We start from the raw sequence: 16,242 nt of genomic DNA, 5'->3' as shown, positions 1-16,242 counted from the left end.
AGGAAAGTAAAGAATATGACAATTTGCGCTATTCCTAGTCCAAGTATTTCTCAAATTACATTCGGACCTATTACATTAAGATTTTATGCGCTTTCGATTCTTGCTGGAGCACTAGTTGCAATTTGGATTGCAAATCGCAGATGGAAGCGAGAAGGTGGAGATTTTAACCAAATTTTAGATATAGCTCTTGTAAGCCTTCCTATGGGAATTGTTGGCGCGCGTCTATATCACGTTATTACAACTCCAGAGAAGTTTTTTGGCGCAAATGGCGATTTTCTAGAAATTTTTAGGATTTGGAATGGTGGACTTGGAATCTGGGGCGGAGTAATACTCGGATCTTTGGCTGCTAGTGCATTTTGCGCGTACAGAAAATATCCTATAAGCTTACTTGCTGATTGTGCAGCTCCTGCATTGCTTGTAGCTCAAGGAATAGGGCGTTTAGGCAATTGGTTTAATCAAGAACTTTATGGTGCTCCAACAACTCTTCCATGGGGATTAAAACTTAATTATTCGGCATCAAATGCAATTGGGCACAGTGAAAGATGCTACGACGGTCTTACATGCCCAGAAGGCACACTTTTCCATCCAACGTTCTTGTACGAGATGCTTTGGAATTTTGCAGGCGCTGCTTTGCTTATATGCTTTAGCAAAGCGCTTAAAAGCAAGCTTAAGTCTGGTTCCGAGTTTGTTCTTTACGTAATGTGGTATACAGCTGGAAGAATGTGGATTGAAGCTTTACGCATTGATTTTTCACACACTTTCCTTGGAGTAAGAATTAACGTTTGGGTGTCGATTGCAATTTTTATTGCTTCGATTATTGTTTTTGTTATTTTGCAAAATAGTAAAAAATCGCGAGCAAATCTTGTGAACCGTTTGATTGACATTACAGAATACGAGCGTGAGCGCGAACTTCAATCCAAAACAAAAATGGTTTACAAAAACGAAGCGAAAGAGGAATCTAAGTTAAATAGTTAGGTTTAGTTATATTTTGCTTTTCTAGTCGCTTGCTTTTCTTAGAATGGAACACATGAATATACAAATAGCACCTAGCATTCTTTCTGCAGATTTTTGCAATCTTGAAAGAGATCTTATAGCAATTTCCAACGCTGATCTTGTTCATGTTGATGTTATGGATCATCATTTTGTACCAAATTTGACTTTGGGGGAGCCGATTGTAAAGCGCATTTGCGAAGTTACTAATCTTCCTGTAGATGTTCATTTGATGATTGAGGATCCAGACCGTTGGGCGCCAGAATACGCTAAGCTCGGGGCTGATTCTGTTAGCTTCCACATGGGTGCAACTCACGCTCCTGTGCGCCTTGCTCGTCAGCTTAGAGATATGGGTTGCAAAGCTTGCTTTGCAGTTCGCCCAGCTGAGCCAGTTGAGCCTATTTTTGATATTTTAGACGAGTTCGACATGGTTCTTATTATGACTGTAGAGCCTGGTTTTGGCGGTCAAAAGTTCTTAAGTAATCAAATGAACAAGGTTCGCCGCTTACGCGATGAGATTACGCGCCGCGGACTAAGCACGCATATTCAGGTTGACGGCGGAGTTAGCCCATCTACTGCTGCAACTGTTGCGCAAGCTGGAGCAGATGTTCTTGTTGCTGGCTCTGCAGTTTACGGAGCAAGTAGCCCAGCTCAAGCAATTGATTCTATTCGTAATATTGCTCAAGAAGCTTGGCGTGCGTAGAAATATTGGGGCATAAAAGTGCCCCAATATTTTATTATTCGCAATAGTATTAGTATTGAAATTTTATTTTTAGCAAGTTTTAAGGAAATTAGGTATGGTCAAATTCGTTTATAGTCAGGAATACAGTCCTGAAGCGCTTAATCGAGTTCTTACTGTGCCTAATGTTATTAGCTTTTTAAGAATATGCTCAATACCTTATCTTGCTGTTTTAATTGCGCAACACAAAATGTGGCCTGCTTTAATTGTTCTTGCAATAGCTGCACTTTCTGATTGTATTGACGGTTATATTGCAAGAACTTTTAATCAAGTTAGCAAATTAGGTCAGATTCTAGACCCAATTGCAGATAGGCTTCTTATAGTTTGCAGCACATTAGCTTTAGCATTTGCAAAGATTATACCTTGGTGGGCATTAGCTTTAGTTGTTTTGCGAGACGCAATAATGGCAATTTTAATTGTGATTCTTGCACAATACGACTATGGCCCTTTGCCTGTTAATTTTATGGGCAAAACTGGAACAGCATTGCTAATGGTAACTATTGTTCTATTTATGATTGTTTTCGCGATTGCAACAGAGCCAATGCTTATTCTATATGCTGCTGCAATTGCATGTGCGATTTGGGGAATAACGCTTTATTGGTTTGCGGGAATATTATATTGCATACAAGCTTATAAGCTACTAATAAAAAAGGCTAAATAATTCTTACGATTTTTGAAAACTAATCAATAACAACGGATGAATCATGGTGGAAAAGACTTCTAATCTAAATCAAAGTGGAGATTATGCCTCTAGTGGCAAAGCTCCAGAGTCTTTTCCTGCTCCAACTGTTGTTTTGTTTTCTAAGCGCAGAGCAGTATTTTCTAAATCCGTGTTTAATTTAGGCGCTCATCACGTTACAAATTCATCGTATACTTTTTCGTCGCATCGAGATAGGCGTCGTAGGCTTGAAGATTATTCTCTTAGACTAATAGATGATTTAAGCAACAGACCAGTGGATCCGCTTTTTATGGATTCTAGACTAAATAAGCAAAATGTTAGCAAGATTAGTATTTGGATTACAAGAATAATTGTTTTTTTAATTTGCATTGCTGTTGGTACTGTTGGTAGCCAATTTGTACGTAAACTACACGCTGATTCGCGTAAAGCTATACGCGTATCTTTAGCGAACGAGCTTACGACTCACGCAAGCAGATTCGATAATCTTGTTAAAGAAGTTGCAAAGCTTCGCGCTAGTGTAGACAAAGAGTCTAAAAGAATTAACACTCCGTACGAAAATCAAGTTGATAAATCCGACAACATGACTAATGGTACTCACGCTGTATATGGGCCTGGTGTTGTTTTAACTATTGCAAATCCTATTTCTGCAAGTAACGATGTTTCTAATGGCTCTATTCCTAGAGAAATGTCTAAAGGAGCTAGAATCAAGGTTGTTAGCGATAGGGATATTCAAATCTTTGTTTCCATTCTTTGGGATGCTGGAGCGGAAGCAATATCAGTTAACGGATACAGGATTGGCTCTCAAACATCAATTCGTACTGCAGGATCCACAATTCTTGTTGGTGTTAATCAAACTCAAAGCCCGTATACGATTGAGGCAATAGGAGACAGCTCTAGCCTTATTGAAAAGTTAAATTCTCAAAAGCATTCTGAATGGTTTACTTCTCTTACAAATGCTGGTATTAATCCACAAGTTTCAACTACTAATAACTTAAAGTTGTCGGCAGCTGGAACTGGAGAAGTCAATTTTGCAAAAGAGTTGACTAGTAGAAGATAGGAAAGATAGGAAATAGGTTATGACAGCTATTCTTGGATTGATTTTAGGAGCACTTATTGGCATTGTTGTGCATCCAGATATTCCAGTGGTTATTCAACCGTATTTGCCAATCATGGTGCTTGCTGCACTAGATGCTCTTCTTGGCGCTGCTAGAGCTTATTTCGAGCGCAGCTTTTCCGACAAAGTGTTTGTTATTTCGTTCTTCTCAAATGTTATTGCTGCAACGCTTTTAGTTTTGCTTGGCAACCAGCTTGGAGTTGGTGCACAATTGCAAACAGCTGTTATTGTTGTTTTAGGAATACGAATCTTCTCTAACGTTTCTGCAATTCGTCGTTTTATATTTAGGGGATAGATTCAGGGGATAATATGAAACATCCACTTGCGAATACTTCAAAAAACAGCGTAAAAAACAATGAATTAAGCGATAATAATATTGATAAAAATGTAGACAATATTGTTAAACGGCTTCATCGCCAGCATGCTAAAGATCGAGAAAGCGACCGCACGCAAACGGGTTCCTTCCCAATCGTTAAGCGCAAAAATAAGCCATCTTTGCAAGGTCATGTTACTAGAACGCGCATTATAACAGGCTTGCTTGTTATGCTTCTTTGCGCTCTTCTTAGCTTTGCATATATGATTCAAGTAAATCGAAGTGCTCTTGTGTATCAAACTATGAGCGAAGATGAGCTTACGCGATTGATCACGGAAACTAATTCTCAAATACAAAATCTTGAGCAGCGAAAGTTTGAATTAACAAGTCAGCTTAATTCTCTAAAAGCATCTGTTAATAAGCAAGAAGAAGCTGCTAGAATTGCTAAGCAAAATTCGCAAACAAGCGGCTTGATTTCTGGTAGACTTCCAGCAATCGGAAAAGGTGTAATTATTCATATTACAGCTGGAGAAAAAGAGCGTGTAGATGCTGCAACCATGTTTCAACTTATAGAGGAGCTTCGCAACGCTGGCGTGGAAGTTATGTCTATTAATGATATTCGCATTGTTACTTCTACTTATATTTCCGACACTAAGCATGGATTGCTGTGCGATGGAATTGAGATAAATCCTCCTTACATAGTTAAGGCGATTGGCGATGCGCAAAATTTGCAAAACGCCGTAAATATTGCAGGGGGAGTTGGATCTAGATTAAAAGTTAAATTTGGCGCTTCCGTATACGTTTCAACGCCTGAAGAGGTTGAGATTCGTTCAACACGCGAACCAAAACAGTACCAATACGCAAAACCGGTCGAATAAGAAGGTAAAATAGCAATTATGACTGAACCTATTCCTACAGCTGGCGAAACAACCATTATTGGCATGCCAGCAATAACTATTCCAATAAACTCGAACGCAGACCGCCCACTAAAACAGGATGATTTAGACACAATAGCAAAACTGCTACCAGGCACCGCTTTGCTTATTTCTACGCGTGGAGCAGTTTCTGGGTCTCGTTATTTGTTAGACGAAGATGTTGTATCGGTTGGGCGTGATTCTAGAGCAGATATTATGCTTGACGATTCTACTGTTTCTAGAGCGCATGCTGTTTTTAGAAGGAATGGGAACGTTTTTAGCATTGCAGATGCGGGCAGCTTAAACGGAACATATGTTAATCGTAATCGAGTTGATGAAGCAGTTCTTAATAATGGCGATGAGATTATGATTGGCAAATATCGCTTAATGTTCTTTACGCAAAGTGCTGTTAGTAAACGATAGCGATAAACACAATAAACACAATAAACAATAATGGTATTGAAAAACTCTTCTAAAAAGAATGCACTGGCCGATTTTGATGAATCTAATAATCAGCCAGTGCAGGGGGAGTTGTTTTCTTTTTCTAGCGATGGAGAAGAGTCCGTTGGGTATCGCGGAAGCGTTGCAATGAAGATTGCTGGAATAACCTATAGGCAACTTGATTATTGGGCTAGAAAAAACATTATTGTGCCTTCGATTAATCCTTCACACGGGTCTGGATCCAGACGTTTATATTCTTTCAAAGATATTTCTATTATGGCGGTTGCTAAGCGACTTTTAGACGCTGGAGTAAATCTTACAAATGTTACAACAGCTATAGTTTTTTTGAATTGTTATAGTGTTAATCATCTTGAGCGCATGACAATAATTTGCGATGGTCAATCTGTTATGGAATGTAACAATAATCAAGAAAACATGTTTAGCATGCTCGAAGGCGGCTCAGCTGTTTTTGCAATCGCAGTTGGATGCATTGTTAAGCAAGTACGAGCTGATTTATCTAAAGAATCTTCAATATAAAGAATTGTGAATTGAGAATTGTGTTTGTACTTTATGACTAATCTGACATAACGTACATTATCGGATACTTATATAGAATTATTTTTATATAGAAATACTATTTGCGCAAAGTATTATCAAAATATTCATCAATAGCAATGCTCAAATCACAAACATTGTCAATAATCCTATAAGCACCGTGCTTTTTAAGCTCACCAGGCTCTGCGTAGCCCCAAGCGCAACCAAGACAATCAATGTAGCATGCTAAAGCACCATCTGCGTCCGTCCATCGGTCGCCAACCATTAATGCTTTGTCTAGCGAATAGTCAAAACCAATATTTTTCAAAACATAGCGAATAACTTGGTCTTTTTTAATTCTAGACATATCGGCACTTGCGCCGTAAATTCCATCAATTAAATCTGTTAAACCAAAATAATCACAAATAGGCTTAACTTGATATTCTGGCTTGCAAGATGCTGTAGCAAGATAATATCCAGATTCACGTAGTTTCTTTAATTGTTCTGGAATACCTTCGTAAACCTTATTCAAAAGACTTCCAGTGATTTTACTACCACTAGGATTTTTCGGATCTGTAAAAGTTGCAACTTCGGAATAATACTTTCGATACAACTTTACGCCTTCTAATTGCAAATCTTCTGGCATGCCATTTCGTTGAAAAGATTCAAGAATAGACGGTCCTACAAAGCGCATCATCTCTTCATCGTCTGGAATTTGCATGCCTAAATCGCTCATAGCTCTTTTAGCACACGCAATAATTCCCATATGAGATTGAGTCAAAGTGCCATCCAAATCAAGCAAAACAACTTTCATGGAGTTTTCCCTAAAATCCTAAATTAAATAATTAATATTAGTGATTAATCACAAAATTAAAGTAAAACTACACATCAAAGACTACTCGTAATCAGGAATCCAACCTTCGTGATGCATTTTCAAGCGCTTATCAAGCAAAGCTTTTAGCTCTTCTTCGCTTCTACGCTCTAAAAGCATATCCCAATGAGTTCGAGTTGGCTTATTAAAATCATCATCTGGCCTATCTGCGTCGCCTTCTTTATGCGCTAAAGCACCGCAACGGCATTCCCATTCTTCTGGAACTTCTGCACCTTGAGCAAGAGGGAGAATAGTCCTATGCCCTTTAGGACAAACATATGTAACATCATTACGCGCTGCAAAATCAACATTATCGTCGGATTCTAGCGACTTTGCACCAATGCTCATACCACGTAAACTGCGTTCTGCCATATTATATTCTCCTTTTAGTTTCCATTATAAAGCTAGCGAATTGCACGGACTATAAAGATTAAACATCACAATATGCTACTACCCCACGATTAATTATTTGAACTGCTTCATATGCTTTGTGTGCTAAAGAATCGTCTACATTAGGCAAAATTCTTAAATAATCGCTAAGAACAGCAAGCTGATTAAGCAAGTCTATAAGTCTTTTAGCAAAGCGCACAAAATCTCCACCCGTAATATCCGTATTTTGCAAAATATCAAGCAAGTCAGCGCCTTGTGCCCAATCATATATAAGGTCTACTGCGCCAAAATCCAGCGATTTCAACGCATCAAGATGATTGTTTAAGCACATATTGCTTATGCGCATAAACAATTCTTTTAATCTAGAAACAGTATTGAATACAGCGCCGTCTAATCCACCAGGATATCTTCTTGGCTCTGATCCCACTGGCCCTCTAGACTCATAAACCAAAGAAGATACACAACTCAACAGCTCAATAGGAGTTAAATCGTTAAAAATACCTTCGCAAATAGCTTGCGCAAAAACAACATCGAGCTCGTTATAAAGTCGTCTAAGAAGCTGACCCTTATTAGTCAAAACAAACGTATTACCTGTTTGTTTTAAGTAATCCAAACTACATAAAACATTGCAAATGTTGTCAAAACATCTTGCAACAGAACCAGTTCTAGAATTATAACGTTCTTTAACTTGATTTAGCTCTTTTGTTTCTCTAGCCCAATAATATCCCCAATGTAAATGGTTTTGAATATCTGGGCAATTTGCACAAGGATGGTTTCTTTCTTGAATGCGCAAGCTAGCAATTTTGTTATCTAACTCTTTGAATGCATTTGAACGCTCTAAATCGCTGGAAAACAGAGTATGCTTAAGTTTTCTACGCTGATCATGTTGAGCGTCTTTAAGGCGCATTCTAAGAGTCATAAACTCAGCAAAATCGCCATTAGAACAATGGAAAGCTTGCTCATAGCCACTAATCGCCTCTTGAAGCTCTTCAATACGACTCAAAAGGCGCGTTGCAGAAGCATTTGCTTCCCATTGCGCAAACGAGCTGCTAAGTGTTACTCGAGCTGTTTTTGCATCGCTATTATTAAGAAGATTAACAGCCATGTTAAAAGTTGGAACAAAGCTAGAGTGAAGAGGATAAACACGCTTGCTAGAAAGAGAAGCCGCTTTAGCTGGGTCAAAATCAGGATTGTCTATTAAAACAGCATGACCAATATCGTCAATTCCACGCCTGCCAGCTCGGCCAGTAAGTTGAGTAAACTCTCCAGGAGTAAGAGGAACATGACCCGTGCCATCATACTTAACTAGCTTTTCTACAACAACGCTCCTAGCTGGCATATTTAAGCCTAAAGCAAGCGTTTCTGTAGCAAAAATAATCTTAATAAGACCACGCTCAAAAAGAGTTTCAACAATATGCCTAAAAATCGCAATCATGCCTGCGTGATGAGCCGCGAATCCTTGTTCCAAAGCATATCTAAAGCGTTCAAATCTAAGCGCTTTTAAGTCACTTTTAGAAAGCTTATTTTGCGAGATCATTGAATCAACAATTCTACGAATCTCGTACATCTCTTCATCGCTTGTAAGGGCTAGACCAGCGTTTAAGCATTGCTGAACAGCTTGATCACAACCAGAACGTGAGAAAATAAAGTAAATCCCAGGAAGCATATTAAGATAATCAAGCTCGTCAATAACAGCCCATCTTTTAGGAGTATGACGAACAGTTAAAGACGACTTGGAATTTTTTTGTAAATCACTAGAGCGCTCACGCGATTTTCTTCTAGAAAATCGCCCTTTAGAGAATCTCTTATCTTTACTTAAATAAGAAGATTTTTTGCGCAAAGCAGCGTTTTCCCACTGGCTTAACTTTCTAGTTAAAGCAAGATTTACACGATTCGTTGCATTACCATTTTTGTCTGTATCGTAAAGATTAAGAAGCTCTGGCTCTGTTTGACCATCTTTTTGGATAATAACATGACGTTCAAGAGGAACAGGCCTATGCTCATCTACGATTAAATGAGTGTTTCCGCGAACAGAAGAAATCCATGCGCTAAAATCTTCAACATTAGAAACAGTTGCCGAAAGTCCAATAATTTTAACACTTTGCGGAAGATGAATAATAACTTCTTCCCAAACTGCTCCTCGGAATTTATCTGCTAAATAATGCACCTCGTCTAAAACAACAAATCCAAGAGAATTAAGTGTTATTGAACGTTCATAAAGCATATTGCGTAAGACTTCTGTTGTCATAACAACAATATCTGCTTCACTGTTAACAGACGTGTCTCCTGTTAAAAGACCAACTTTATTAGAGCCATAAACTTCACAAAAATCATGATATTTTTGGTTGCTAAGAGCCTTGATTGGAGTTGTATAGAAGGTTTTAACACCGCGATTAACGCCCAAAAAAACAGCAAAATCTGCTACAACCGTTTTACCAGCGCCTGTAGGAGCAGCAACAAGAACATTATCTCCATTTTCTAGAGCATCAATTGCTTCAAGTTGAAAATCATCCAAGTCAAAACTTAAAGAGCTTTCAAATTTTGCAGCCATTGATTTAGAATGCTGCAAAGTCTTGCGAAACGCATTAAATCGTTGCGACGGAGATAATGGGAGCGTAGTCATAAACTATTCGTTAGTTTCCTTTAGTTTCTTTAGATTCCTTAAAAATTGGATTGTCAATATCTTCCTTACGCAAAGACACATTATTCCAATGCTGCCAAACAGTCCTATGAGAATCCCCTACTTTTTCTCTGCGTCTTAAAACTCGAACACGAGCCTCTTCTACACATTGCGCAGCATCGCTAATCGGACGCGTAAAAAATGGATAGGAATTCTTTTTCAACGAATCATCACCGTTTTGCAACTTTTCAAAACAAGAATAAGCCTTAGTGTAAAAACTAGTGCAATTCGTTAAAATCTTATACGCGCATTTAAGCGCGTACGCAAGCCCTGCACCAATCATACATAGCATAAAAAGAATTAATAAAAGCCAAATCCACCATGGCATTTTAATTCTCCACGTTTTGGAAATCGCTATTATTAACGCTTAATTCTCGCTGTGCTCGAGCAATAATCATAGTGCGCAAAGTTTCTGGAGAAACAGCTTTAATATGACGAGCGTGAGCAATGCAAAATGCAACAAACCAGGAGTCGGAAGAAACCGTTAAGTGAACCTTAACACCAGCTCCACAAGGCTCGATGGTAGCTCCAGAAAGACTCTTTAAGAAGTTCAAATCTGGCTCATCTGTAATAAAGCATGTTTGAGTACCATTGTCAAAACTCCATTTTCTAAGTTCACTAACTGGAACATCTGGAATTTCTACAGCACAAATAGGCTTAACAACTTCTGCACGCTCAATTCTTGCAACGCGCAAAACCTGCCAAATTCTAGGCAAACCGTTCGCTTTATTAATCGAAGTGTCTTTTGCAACAAAACTACGCTTATCTTGTGGAGTTTGATTCTCAACATCTGTCCAAACAGCAACGTAGTAAACGCCTTCGTCAACAAAAATCTTAGAAGGAGCAACAATCTTTCTGCGAGTTCTACCAGCGCCGTCCGTGTACTCCATGTCGATTAATGCGTTAGCGCTAATCGCACTGCGAACAACGGAACAATTTCTAGGCTCCACCTCGTAACCAGTAAGGCTAAGCCAAGGAGTCTCACCAGGGCTAACATGCCTACGTAAACGCATGTAAAGCGCTTTGGCTTGATCTCTTTGTTCAACAGGCAAAAGAGGAGAATGTGCAAGGTAATTGATAGAAGCAGTAAGCATACTCATATACTGTTGAGAAACTCCTGCTAAACGCTCAAGACCCAGTGAGTTAGTTGCGGAAACAATACCTTCCGTTTCTAAAAGCGACCAATCAATATCGAAGAATTGGCTACCTGCCATCTCTCCATCGTCGGAAACGGTAGTAAGCGTATTAATGTCTTTATGCAAAATCGCAACAAATCTACGAAGCTCATCGTCATTCTTAGGTTTGCCAATAAATCTTACAGCAAGCTCATTTAGTGGGAATTCTTCTCCAAGATGAGCAGACAGGAAGAGCATTAGTCGAAGTCTGCGATCTACTTCACTTCCCGTTTGGAAAGACGTCTTTTTTTGACGAGACTTGTCTGGCTCGTTTTCCGAAAGGTCTTGATTATCTTCCGCATTAGAACGTGCAGAATCAACGTTTTGATCAGCGTAATTTTCGTCGCATTCAACGAATTGCGTAGCAGCATTAAGTCTTCTATGGAAAGCATCAACCGCTTCTTGAGGGCTTACAACGCAAGAACCTGGATGCTCAAGAACAAACATTGCTAAATCGTCGGAATCAGTGTATGCAACGTTCAAATGTTCACCATCAACGTCAACAGTTGCTGCAAATCTTCTAGAATCAATAACCTTAACCAATGCGTCTGGAATTGTTTGAGTTCCAAGCCCTGGAGCAATAGAATCTAAGCCCAAACCAGGAATAGGCGTTTGAGGAACGCGCGGAGCAGTACGAGACGCAGAAGAATGTTGCTGATCTACTTTGCGTGATTCAGAAGAAGAAATCGACATAGAACGAGCTAAATAATTAGCAGCCGCAAGAACAGGAAGCTCTTCTTGTTCAAAACGAATACGCACGCGTGGTTCGTCACCAAGTTGCAACCTGTAGGATGCAAAATCTTGGCCTTCAGACTTTGAAGAATATTCAGGCTGGCGAGATTCAATCGCAATACCCATAGCTGCAAGCTTGGCACGATCTCTTTGGAATTGCTTTGCAAACGCAGCCTTTGCAGCTTGATCGGCAAGCTCTCCATAAGAATCGGCATAAGCCTTAACTCGTTGCGCAATCTGACGCGAAGTCAGCCATTGTGGAAATGCGGAAGACAACACAGCCAGTACATCAAGCTCGTGTTTGCCCCACTTATCGGAAAAACGACGTCTTCCGTTACTTCCTTCTGCCATTTGTCCTCACGTATCGTTTCTTTGTAATTTCACTTTGTGTTAAAAACATGCGAAAAACGCTAAATTCTCAACACACACCTTAACTATTTTAATGGTGTTTTGCCATACGTGTGGACATTTTCAAAAAAAGTCATCAAATTTCTTGAAAATACAATAATCAACACTATAAAAACGTTGAAATAAGGCCATTTTCCACACGACACGCCCGAATGAATTTATTTTGTGACTACACCCACTCGTCTGGCTCAATGCCCTGCGGACCCACAAATTCACCATTTGGAACGTAACTTGGCTCCCCTGTATCTTCTAAAATAGCATCTGCAAACATAGAAACTTGGCTTCCAAAAGTCCAATCGCCTCGGATTGTAACGGATTTTGCAGCAGCCAAAGCTGGAACAGAATACGGGAATCTTTCGTTAAAATCATCAATAGTTTTGTAGAATCGTGGATCTAAATCCACATCTGGAAATATGTAATTGCCATCTTCCATCTCGTAAGAATCTGTAAGATGGAAGCGGTCAGAACGCATTATAAACAAATCGTTAGTAGTCTTTACAGGCAAAAATCGCATTCTATCAACCTCAACGCAAATCGCATCGTCAAAAAGCGAAACAGCGGAACCCATAGCAGTTTCAAGCTGAATCACTTTTTCGCTTGAATCATCAGTTGGGTCAACAGTCTTGTGATTGCAAATAACTGGAAGAGGAAGCACACCTTTATATTTTTTAAGAATCTTTTGCAAAGCATCAACGCGAATCCAAATATTATTAGTATTAAAATAAGGATGTTTATTAATACTTTGCGCACTTCGCCTATCTTCTGCGGCAACCTGAGTCATTTCTCGAAGCATCATTCTGCCAGTTTCAAGACTTCTAACAATATGACCGCCTTTACGGTCTGCTTGAGTACGCTTAGCAACCTCAATCATGATTGAAGCACCAGTATTTTCAAAATGCTGAGCAAGAGTTCTAGAGGGTCTTGCACCTAAATTGTCGGAGTTAGAAATAAACAAGTATTTAATGCCATTTTTCTTTAGAATATCCAGCAATCCAGATTCCCAAATAGTAGAGAAAATGTCGCCATGGCCTGGAGGGCACCATTCTAAACTGCTATCTTTAGAACAAGAAACAGGCTCCCCCGTTTCTTCTAGAAGCTTTGGCTCTTGATGCTGAATAATTTCAACAGGAATATTTTCTTGAGAAAACTTTTTTGTACGCTTTAATACTTGTAACGTATCTTTAGACGTTCTAAAAGAGTTCATAAAAATCAAGGGCAAATCAACGCCTAAACGTTGGCGCGCTGTAAGAACTTGGCCAATTATAATATCAATAAATCTCATTTGACGAGCTTTATGTCTTCTAACTGGCAATAGCGACTTTGCACAAGACAATCCCATTGACGTTCCAAGACCACCATTTAGCTTAATAAATGCTGTTTTTGAAAACGCGTTAACTGCTTTATTGTGATCAATTGTTTCATAAATCTCATGAAAATTTGGCACAGTCTTAATAGGTTCTACTGCGTTTTCGCGAATAAATCCGCCAGTTTTATCTTCATTCCACACTTTATAAAGACGTTCAAATTGGCTAATAGCAACTTCGCTCATACCTTGTTCGCGCATCTTTGCAGCGGACAATTCAAAAGTGTTGTCCATTTAACGCAGCCTCCCTGTATGCATTGTGATTAATAGTTTATCTGCTCAAACAATATGTTGCAAACAAAAATGGACTCACGCGTTAAACACGCAAGTCCATTTTTACATTTCAAATAGTTTTCAGTAAAAGAAAATTATTTGAAACTTAGCAAAAACTATTCAGCAGAGCCTTTGCCAACCTCAACACGAGCGAAAGCTAAAGCAGAGCCGCCAACTTCCTTGAACAAGTCGCCAATAGTCTTGGAAGGATCCTTAACATAAGCTTGCTCAAGAAGAACAGTTTCCTTGAAGAAGGCGTTCAAACGGCCTTCAACAATCTTTGGAACGATCTTTTCTGGCTTGCCTTCTGCCAAAGACTTTTCGGTAGCAACGCGACGCTCAGACTCCAACACATCTGCTGGAACGTCTTCGCGGCGGAGCCACTGAGCACCCATAGCGGAAATTTGCAAAGCAGCTTCGTGAGCAACCTTAGCGCCTGCTTCGTCGGTAGCAATCATAGAAACAATGCTTGGAGGCAATTCAACGGACTTCTTGTGAGCGTAAACCTCAACGTGAGGACCGTTAACCTTGGCAATCTGGCCAACCTTAACGTGCTCGCCAAACAATGCTGCTGCTTCTTCAACTTCTTCCTTAACAGTAGCATCTCCAGCCTTAGCGGCAAGAAGCTCTTCTGCATTAGAAGCATTGGCTTCAATAGCATTGTTCAACACAGTTTCGGAGAATTCAACAAACTTTGGTGTCTTAGCAACAAAGTCAGTTTCGGAATTCAACTCAACTGCATAACCAGTTTCGCCTTCTGCAGTCTTAACAACCTTAGAAGCAACAGTTCCTTCTTGAGCCTTGCGACCTTCACGCTTGCCAGCGGCCTGAATGCCCTTAGCGCGGATGATTTCCTTAGCGCGAGCTACATCGCCTTCGGCTTCAGTAAGAGCCTTCTTAACGTCCATCATGCCTGCGCCAGTTTCTTCGCGCACCTGCTTAATCAACGCTGCAGTAATTGCTGCCATTTTGTTCTCCTCATTAACTGCCAACAGGCTTATTCAGCCTTGGCTTCATTGTCGGACTGTTCAGATTCCTTAGTGAGCAGTTCCTTTTCCCATGCTGCCATTGGCTGAGCATTGGCATCTTCAGCCTTTGCACCCTTGCCAGCGTGATCAAGCAAACCTTCTGCAACAGCATCGGCCATCAAGCTTGTAAGAAGCTCTACACCACGAATTGCATCGTCGTTTGCTGGAATTGGATACTCAACGGATTCTGGATCGGTGTTGGTGTCAACGATTGCCACAACTGGAATACCGAGCTTGTGTGCTTCTTCAACAGCCAAAGCTTCCTTGTTAACGTCTACAACAAACATTGCAGAAGGAGTACGGTTCATATTGCGAATACCGCCGAGCTGCTTGGAAAGCTTATCCTTTTCGCGCTCAAGAAGCAAAAGTTCCTTCTTGGTTAAACCAGATCCACGAACGTCGGTAAAGTCCATTTCCTCGAGTTCCTTCAAACGCTTTACGCGAGTAGAAACAGTTTGGAAGTTAGTCAACATACCGCCGAGCCAGCGCTCACTTACGTAAGGCATGTTTACGCGAGTAGCCTGATTTTGCACAGCTTCTTGAGCCTGCTTCTTAGTACCCACAAACAAAACAGTGCCATTATGAGCAACAGTCTGCTTAATAAAGTCATAAGCCTTGTCGATCATGTCGAGCGACTTGAACAAATTGATGATATGAATACCATTGCGCTGAGTAAGAATGAACTGCTTCATCTTTGGATTCCAGCGACGAGTTTGGTGACCGAAGTGCAAACCAGCCTTCAGCATTTCGCTCATGGTAATCTGTGCCATATCTATATACCTTTCTTGTCGGTTCTTGCCTGGCCATGTCTGTTCGCATGCAACTTGGCTAGCATATAACTAAATCCAAGCCGACCGACACGAACGGACGCGTACATGGCGCGTATATGCGCATTCTGATAGACAATAAAAAACGAGCAATCGTATAACGCGACAACACTCATGCTCAAAGCGAACACGCAAATCCAAATTATAACAGAAGCTTTATACTAACTTTGTAATCAATCTCTATAAAAAATCGCGATAATTTATTAAATTAGCTACTTAGAAGGGCTATTGCGCAATTGGCGTAAAGCTTGCTTTCTAACATCTTTTTCTAAACGGTCAATATACACATGACCATCAAGATGGTCACATTCATGTTGAATCATGCGGGCCATTAAGCCTTTACCTTCTAAAACAACAGTTTTACCGTCTAGATCTATTCCTCTTGCTCTAGCATAATCAGCTCTGCGGGTCTTGTACCACAATCCTGGAACCGATAAGCAGCCCTCATCTCCGTATTGTTCACCATTAAGCTCTTCTATAACAGGATTTAGAATATAGCCTATTGTTCCATCAATGTTATAAGAAAATGCTCTAAGATTAACACCAATTTGGTTTGCGCTAAGACCTGCACGACCTGGGTCGTTTACAGTTTCTAATAAATCTTCTACAAGACTTCTAACAGATGGTGTAATCTCGCGAATTTCATCACAAGGTGTTCTAAGAACAGGGTCTGGAACAACGCGGATTTGTCTAATAGTCACGGCACTCCTTAAAACAAAAGGCTAATTAAAATCGCAATCCATAATTATACAAGCTTTATCGTAATACCAG

The 16,242-nt window shown here is 40.0% G+C and carries 17 protein-coding genes; 8 read left to right on the top strand and 9 right to left on the bottom strand.

The window, feature by feature from the left end:
* Window positions 1–15 precede the first annotated feature (15 nt).
* The 8 genes from lgt (at window position 16) to ACPEIW_RS03580 (ending at window position 5,727) form a co-directional block, all read left to right on the top strand.
* The gene (lgt, locus tag ACPEIW_RS03615) at window positions 16–975 is read left to right on the top strand and encodes a prolipoprotein diacylglyceryl transferase (RefSeq protein WP_115757539.1); all 960 of its coding nucleotides are present in this window, start codon (window positions 16–18) and stop codon (window positions 973–975) included.
* A 52-nt stretch (window positions 976–1,027) separates the two neighbouring features.
* Window positions 1,028–1,693, top strand: a complete 666-nt coding sequence (rpe, locus tag ACPEIW_RS03610; protein WP_004130865.1) for a ribulose-phosphate 3-epimerase — start codon at window positions 1,028–1,030, stop codon at window positions 1,691–1,693.
* 94 nt (window positions 1,694–1,787) lie between these two features.
* Window positions 1,788–2,390, top strand: a complete 603-nt coding sequence (locus ACPEIW_RS03605; RefSeq protein WP_016792034.1) for a CDP-alcohol phosphatidyltransferase family protein — start codon at window positions 1,788–1,790, stop codon at window positions 2,388–2,390.
* 43 nt (window positions 2,391–2,433) lie between these two features.
* Window positions 2,434–3,465, top strand: coding sequence for a DUF881 domain-containing protein (locus ACPEIW_RS03600; RefSeq protein ID WP_425663088.1), 1,032 nt, complete (start codon window positions 2,434–2,436; stop codon window positions 3,463–3,465).
* A gap of 19 nt (window positions 3,466–3,484) precedes the next feature.
* The gene (locus tag ACPEIW_RS03595) at window positions 3,485–3,817 is read left to right on the top strand and encodes a small basic family protein (RefSeq protein ID WP_004130859.1); all 333 of its coding nucleotides are present in this window, start codon (window positions 3,485–3,487) and stop codon (window positions 3,815–3,817) included.
* Window positions 3,818–3,831: 14 nt separating this feature from the next.
* Entirely contained in the window at window positions 3,832–4,713 is an 882-nt protein-coding gene (locus ACPEIW_RS03590) for a DUF881 domain-containing protein (protein WP_016792031.1), read from the top strand.
* Between the two features lie 18 nt (window positions 4,714–4,731).
* Entirely contained in the window at window positions 4,732–5,172 is a 441-nt protein-coding gene (locus tag ACPEIW_RS03585; RefSeq protein WP_016635312.1) for an FHA domain-containing protein, read from the top strand.
* A gap of 30 nt (window positions 5,173–5,202) precedes the next feature.
* Window positions 5,203–5,727 (top strand): MerR family transcriptional regulator, encoded by a 525-nt coding sequence (locus ACPEIW_RS03580; RefSeq protein WP_415704255.1) that lies wholly within the window; start codon window positions 5,203–5,205, stop codon window positions 5,725–5,727.
* Window positions 5,728–5,824: 97 nt separating this feature from the next.
* Here ACPEIW_RS03580 and ACPEIW_RS03575 read toward each other — a convergent pair whose 3' ends face one another.
* The 9 genes from ACPEIW_RS03575 to ACPEIW_RS03535 all read right to left on the bottom strand — a co-directional run bounded on the left by ACPEIW_RS03575 (window position 5,825) and on the right by ACPEIW_RS03535 (window position 16,172).
* Window positions 5,825–6,538 (bottom strand): HAD hydrolase-like protein, encoded by a 714-nt coding sequence (locus tag ACPEIW_RS03575; protein WP_016635311.1) that lies wholly within the window; start codon window positions 6,536–6,538, stop codon window positions 5,825–5,827.
* 81 nt (window positions 6,539–6,619) lie between these two features.
* Window positions 6,620–6,967 carry an RNA polymerase-binding protein RbpA gene (locus ACPEIW_RS03570; RefSeq protein ID WP_004130843.1) on the bottom strand — a complete coding sequence of 116 codons (348 nt, stop codon included), beginning with the start codon at window positions 6,965–6,967 and terminating at the stop codon, window positions 6,620–6,622.
* Window positions 6,968–7,025: 58 nt separating this feature from the next.
* The gene (locus ACPEIW_RS03565; protein WP_050567861.1) at window positions 7,026–9,608 is read right to left on the bottom strand and encodes a DEAD/DEAH box helicase; all 2,583 of its coding nucleotides are present in this window, start codon (window positions 9,606–9,608) and stop codon (window positions 7,026–7,028) included.
* 10 nt (window positions 9,609–9,618) lie between these two features.
* Window positions 9,619–9,993, bottom strand: a complete 375-nt coding sequence (locus ACPEIW_RS03560) for a hypothetical protein (protein ID WP_016792023.1) — start codon at window positions 9,991–9,993, stop codon at window positions 9,619–9,621.
* A 1-nt stretch (window position 9,994) separates the two neighbouring features.
* Entirely contained in the window at window positions 9,995–11,923 is a 1,929-nt protein-coding gene (locus ACPEIW_RS03555; RefSeq protein WP_016792021.1) for a helix-turn-helix transcriptional regulator, read from the bottom strand.
* Between the two features lie 226 nt (window positions 11,924–12,149).
* The gene (locus ACPEIW_RS03550) at window positions 12,150–13,577 is read right to left on the bottom strand and encodes a UTP--glucose-1-phosphate uridylyltransferase (RefSeq protein WP_016792019.1); all 1,428 of its coding nucleotides are present in this window, start codon (window positions 13,575–13,577) and stop codon (window positions 12,150–12,152) included.
* 155 nt (window positions 13,578–13,732) lie between these two features.
* Complete coding sequence (tsf, locus tag ACPEIW_RS03545; RefSeq protein WP_004130831.1) at window positions 13,733–14,584, bottom strand: translation elongation factor Ts; 852 nt, start codon at window positions 14,582–14,584, stop codon at window positions 13,733–13,735.
* Between the two features lie 29 nt (window positions 14,585–14,613).
* Window positions 14,614–15,414, bottom strand: a complete 801-nt coding sequence (rpsB, locus tag ACPEIW_RS03540; protein WP_016792016.1) for a 30S ribosomal protein S2 — start codon at window positions 15,412–15,414, stop codon at window positions 14,614–14,616.
* Between the two features lie 269 nt (window positions 15,415–15,683).
* The gene (locus tag ACPEIW_RS03535; protein WP_425663082.1) at window positions 15,684–16,172 is read right to left on the bottom strand and encodes a peptide deformylase; all 489 of its coding nucleotides are present in this window, start codon (window positions 16,170–16,172) and stop codon (window positions 15,684–15,686) included.
* Between the last annotated feature and the right edge of the window lie 70 nt (window positions 16,173–16,242).

This window comes from Gardnerella piotii (assembly GCF_049815665.1).
Lineage (GTDB): Bacteria > Actinomycetota > Actinomycetes > Actinomycetales > Bifidobacteriaceae > Bifidobacterium > Bifidobacterium piotii.
Note: the sequence above shows the minus strand (reverse complement) of the source record. Positions and strands in the feature narration are given on the sequence as shown.